The 5,054-nt window shown below is 76.2% G+C and carries 1 protein-coding gene; it reads right to left on the reverse strand.

Annotated elements, in window-relative coordinates; translation table 11 throughout:
* Positions 1-5,054, reverse strand: a 5,054-nt coding sequence (locus L6E12_RS33395; protein ID WP_236231913.1) for a type I polyketide synthase, incomplete at both ends; no start/stop codon positions are given.

Below are 5,054 nucleotides of genomic sequence, written 5' to 3' on the forward strand. Positions count from 1 at the left end.
CACACCGGCCAGCCGCGCGGACAGCGGGGCCGTTCCCGCGCCCGCGGCGGGTGCGGCGGCGCGGCGACCGCCGACCAGGCCGCGCAGGACCGGGGGCACCTCGGCCCGCGCTCGCAGCGCCGCGAGGTCGAACCGCGCGGGCACGAGCGAGGGGGCGCCCGCTGTCAGCGCGGCGTCGAACAGCGCCATGCCCTGCCCGCCGGGGATCGGCGTCAGGCCGTCGCGCGCCATCCGCGCGGTGTCCGCGTCGGACAGCGCCGAGGTCATGCCGGTGGCCTGCTCCCAGAAGCCCCACGCCAGTGAGGTCGCGGGCAGGCCCAGCGCGTGGCGGTGGGCGGCCAGCGCGTCGAGGAAGGTGTTCGCCGCCGCGTAGTTCGCCTGCCCCGCCCCGCCGAGGACGCCCATGACCGAGGAGAACAGGACGAAGTGCGCGAGCGGTCGGTCCCTGGTCGCCTCGTGCAGGTGCCAGGACGCGTCGACCTTGGCCCGCAGCACCGCCGCCAGCCGCTGCGGCGTCAGCGAGCCGAGCACACCGTCGTCGAGGACGCCCGCGGTGTGCACGACCGAGGTCAGGTCGGGGATGTCCGCGACGAGTGCTCGGGTGGCGTCGGCGTCGGCGAGGTCGCAGGCCACGACCCGGGCCTGAGCGCCCAGCTCGGCCAGTTCGGCGAGGAGTTCCGCGGCGCCTTCGGCGGCGGGACCGCGCCGGGACGCGAGGACGAGCCCGGTCGCGCCGCGCTCGGCCAGGTGCCGGGCGAGCGCGCGGCCGAGGCCGCTCGTGCCGCCGGTGATGAGGACCGTGCCGAGCGGTGCGGGCTCGTCGGGGGCGGTGTGTGTGAAGCGGCCCAGGCGGGCGGCGTGCACGACGCCGTCACGCACCCGACCCTGCGGTTCACCGGAGGCGACCAGCGCGCCGTACGCGGCCGGGAGGTCGGCGTCCTCCGGCAGGTCCAGCAGCAGGAAGCTGCCCGGGTTCTCCGTCTGGGCGGTGCGCACCAGGCCCCACACGGTGGCCGCCGCGAGGTCGTCGCCGGTCACCGCGCCGTGCGTCACGAACAGCCGGGGCTGCCCGTCGTCGGCGGTGAGCGCCTCCTGCACGGCCGCGAGCGCCTTCGCCGCCGCGGCGTGCGCGGCGGCCACCACGTCACCGGAGGGCGGTGCGAACTCCACCACGATCGCGGGGTCGACCGGGTCCGCCGCGGGCAGCGGTGTCCAGTGCAGTTCGTACAGGGAGTCGTGCGGGCGGGCCGCGGTGGTGGCGGCCACCGGGCGCAGGGTCAGCGACCCGATGGCCGCGACCGGCGAACCGGCCCCGTCGGCGGCGGTGATGGACACGCCGGAACCGGTGGGCGCCAGGCGCACCCGCAGCTCGGCGGCGCCGGACGCGTGCAGCGACACGTCCTGCCAGGCGAAGGGCAGCGCGCCGGGGGTCACCCCCAGGTCGCCGAGGAAGGACACCTGCACCGCCGCGTCGAGCAGCGCCGGGTGCAGGCCGAAGGCGCCTGCGTGGTCGGCCACGACGTCGGGCAGGGCGACCTCGGCGAAGACCTCGCCGTCGCGCTGCCACACGGCGCGCACGCCCCGGAACGCCGGTCCGTAGTCCAGGTCCACCCCCGCCAGGAACTCGTAGCAATCGTCCACCGGCACGGCCACGGCACCGGCGGGCGGCCACTGCCCGCGGGCGAACGCGGTGTCCGGCGGGGTGGCCCGGGGGGCGAGCTGCCCGGCGACGTGCCGGGTCCACGCGCCGTCCACCCAGGAGGACACGCTCACCGGGCGGTGGTCGGTGTCGTCGGCCGCACCGACCGCGACCTGCACGCGGACCGCGCCGCGCGCGGGCAGCACGAGCGGCGCCTCGATGGTCAGCTCGGCCAGCAGCCCACAGCCCACCTCGTCGCCCGCGCGCACCGCGAGCTCCACGAACCCGGTGCCGGGGAACAGGACCCGACCGGCCACGACGTGGTCGGCCAGCCACGGCTGCTCGCTCGCGGACAGCCTGCCGGTGAGCACCAGACCGCCCCCGTCGGCCAGGTCGACCACCGCGCCGAGCAGCGGGTGCCCGGCCCGGTCGAGACCGGCACCGGACACGTCGCCCGCGGTGCCGCGCTCCGGCCAGAACCGCTGGTGCTCGAAGGCGTAGGTGGGCAGGTCGACGTGCTGCCCGGCGGGCACCAGGGCCGCCCAGTCCACCGGGTGGCCGCGCGACCACAACCGGCCCAGCGCCAGGTGCAGGGCGTCCACGCCGCCGTTGTCGCGGCGGGTGGAACCGGTCGCCACGACCTCGACGCCCGCGGTCTCGGCTGTCGCCTCCACGGCGCCGGTCAGCACCGGGTGCGGGCTGACCTCGACGAAGATCGCGTGCTCCTGGGCCAGCAGGTCCCGGATCGTGCGCTCGAACTCGACGGTTTCCCGCAGGTTCCGGTACCAGTACTCGGCGTCGGCCAGACCGGGGCGCCCACCGGCCACCGTGGACGGGAACGGCACCTCCGGCTCACGCGGCCGGATCGGGGCCAGCACCTCCAGCAGTTGTTCCCGCAGCGCCTCGACCTCCACCGAGTGCGACCCGTAATCCACCGCGATCCGCCGCACCCACACACCCTCAGCCTCGGCGCGGGCCACGAACGCGTCCAACTCCGACGCCGCACCCGCCACCACAACCGAACCGGGACCGTTCACCGCGGCGATCTCACCCCCCAGCTCGACCACCCGCTCCGGTGTGGCAGCCACCGAGGCCATCCCGCCCGTACCCGCCAGCACACCCGCGATCAACGCGCTGCGCGCCGTCACGACCAGCGCCCCGTCCTCCAGCGACAACGCCCCGGCGACCACCGCCGCGGCGATCTCACCCTGCGAGTGACCCACCACCGCCGACGGCTCGATACCCCACGACCGCCACAACCCCGCCAACGACACCATCACCGCCCACAGCGCGGGCTGCACCACCTCCACCCTCGACAACGCCTCCGCGTCACCGAGCACCTCCGACAACTCCCACTCCACGTGCGGCGCCAACGCCCGCGCGCACTCGTCGAGCAACTCGGCGAACACCGGGCACGACTCCACCAACTCCTGGGCCATGCCCACCCACTGGCTCCCCTGCCCGGGGAACACGAACACCGGACCCGGCGACGACACCACCCCGGGCGCGACCGCCCCGGTCACCGCGCCCTCGTCCTCGACCCCCTCGGCCACCGCGGCCAACGCGCGCCGCAGGTCCCGGCCGACGACGACGGCCCGGTGGTCGAACACCGCCCGGGTGCCGAGCAGCGACGACGCCACGTCGACCGGCGCCGCGTCCACGGCCAGCAACCGCTCGGCCTGGGCCCGCACCACCTGCGGCGTGCGACCCGACAGCACCCACGGCACGACCACCGACCGGTCGGACTCGGGCACGGCGTCGGACTCGACCGGGCACTCCAGGATCACGTGCGCATTGGTGCCGGAGACGCCGAAGGAGGACACGGCGGCCCGCCGCGGCCGGTCCACGGCGGGCCACGCCACCGCCTCGGTGAGCAGTTCCACCCGGCCCGCCGACCAGTCCACCCGCGACGAGGGTCGGTCCACGTGCAGTGTCTTCGGCAGCACGCCGAACCGCAGCGCCTGCACCATCTTGATCACACCGGCGACACCCGCCGCCGCCTGCGAGTGCCCGATGTTGGACTTCAGCGAGCCCAGCAGCAGCGGGGTCTCCCGGTCGCGCCCGTAGGTCGCCAGCACCGCCTGCGCCTCGATCGGGTCACCCAGCCTGGTGCCGGTGCCGTGCGCCTCCACCGCATCCACATCGGACGAAACCAGACCGGCGCTCGCCAACGCCGCCCGGATCACCCGCTGCTGCGACGGGCCGTTCGGCGCCGTCAGACCATTCGACGCACCGTCCTGGTTCACCGCCGAACCCCGCACCACCGCCAACACCCGGTGCCCGTTGCGCTGGGCGTCCGACAGCCGCTCCACCACCAGCACGCCGACACCCTCGGACCAGCCCGTGCCGTCGGCGGAATCGGAGAACGCCTTGCACCGGCCGTCGGCGGACAGGCCGCCCTGCCGGGTGAACTCCAGGAAGCTGTCCGGTGTCGACATGACGGTCACCCCGCCCGCCAGCGCCAGCGAGCACTCGCCCGCCCGCAGGGCCTGCGCCGCCAGGTGCAGCGCCACCAGCGACGACGAGCACGCGGTGTCCACGGTCAGCGCGGGCCCCACCAGGCCCAGCACGTACGACAGCCGACCGGACAGCACGCTGGGCGTGGTCCCGGTCATGATGAACCCCCTGGCGTCGCCCCTGCCGTCGAGCAGCGAGCCGTAGCCGCCGCCGAAGGTGCCGACGAACACGCCCGTACGGGTGCCGCGCAGCGAGGTCGGGTCGACCCCGGCGCGCTCCACGGCCTCCCAGGAGGTCTCCAGCAGCAACCGCTGCGCCGGGTCCATCGCCACCGCCTCGCGCGGGGCGATGCCGAAGAACTCCGCGTCGAACCCGGCCGCATCGGCCAGGAAGCCCCCGCGCCGCGTGGCCACCGCCGGGGCGCCGTCCGGGCCGGGGGCGAACAGCGCGTCGAGGTCCCAGCCCCGGTCGGTGGGGAAGTCCCCGGTCACGTGGCGGCCCTCGGCCGCCACCGCCCACAGGTCCTCCGGTCCCGCGATGCCGCCGGGGAACCGGCAGGCCATGCCCACGATGGCGATCGGCTCGTCGACGGGACCCGCGGGCGCGGGCACCCCGTCCCCGACCTCCTCGCCCAGGGCCGTGGCCAGCAGGAAGTCCGCGAGCCGGGCGGGGGTCGGGTGGTCGTAGACCAGCGAGGCGGGCAGGTCCAGCCCGAGCGCGTCCACCAGCCGCTGGTGCAGGTCGACGGCGATCAGCGAGTCGAACCCGAGGTCGCGGAACGCCGCGGCCGGGTCGATCGCGGCGGTGTCGGCGTGGCCGAGCGCGGCGGCGGCGTGCCCCCGGAGGGCGTCGAGGACCGCGGGCCCGCGCTCGTCCCCGGGCAGCGCGCGCAGGCGCCCGGCGAATCCGCCGGGGGCGACGGGCGCGGGCTCCGCGGCGACGGCCCGCGCGGTCGGGT

The organism is Actinokineospora sp. PR83, assembly GCF_021056305.1.
Classification (GTDB): domain Bacteria; phylum Actinomycetota; class Actinomycetes; order Mycobacteriales; family Pseudonocardiaceae; genus Actinokineospora; species Actinokineospora spheciospongiae.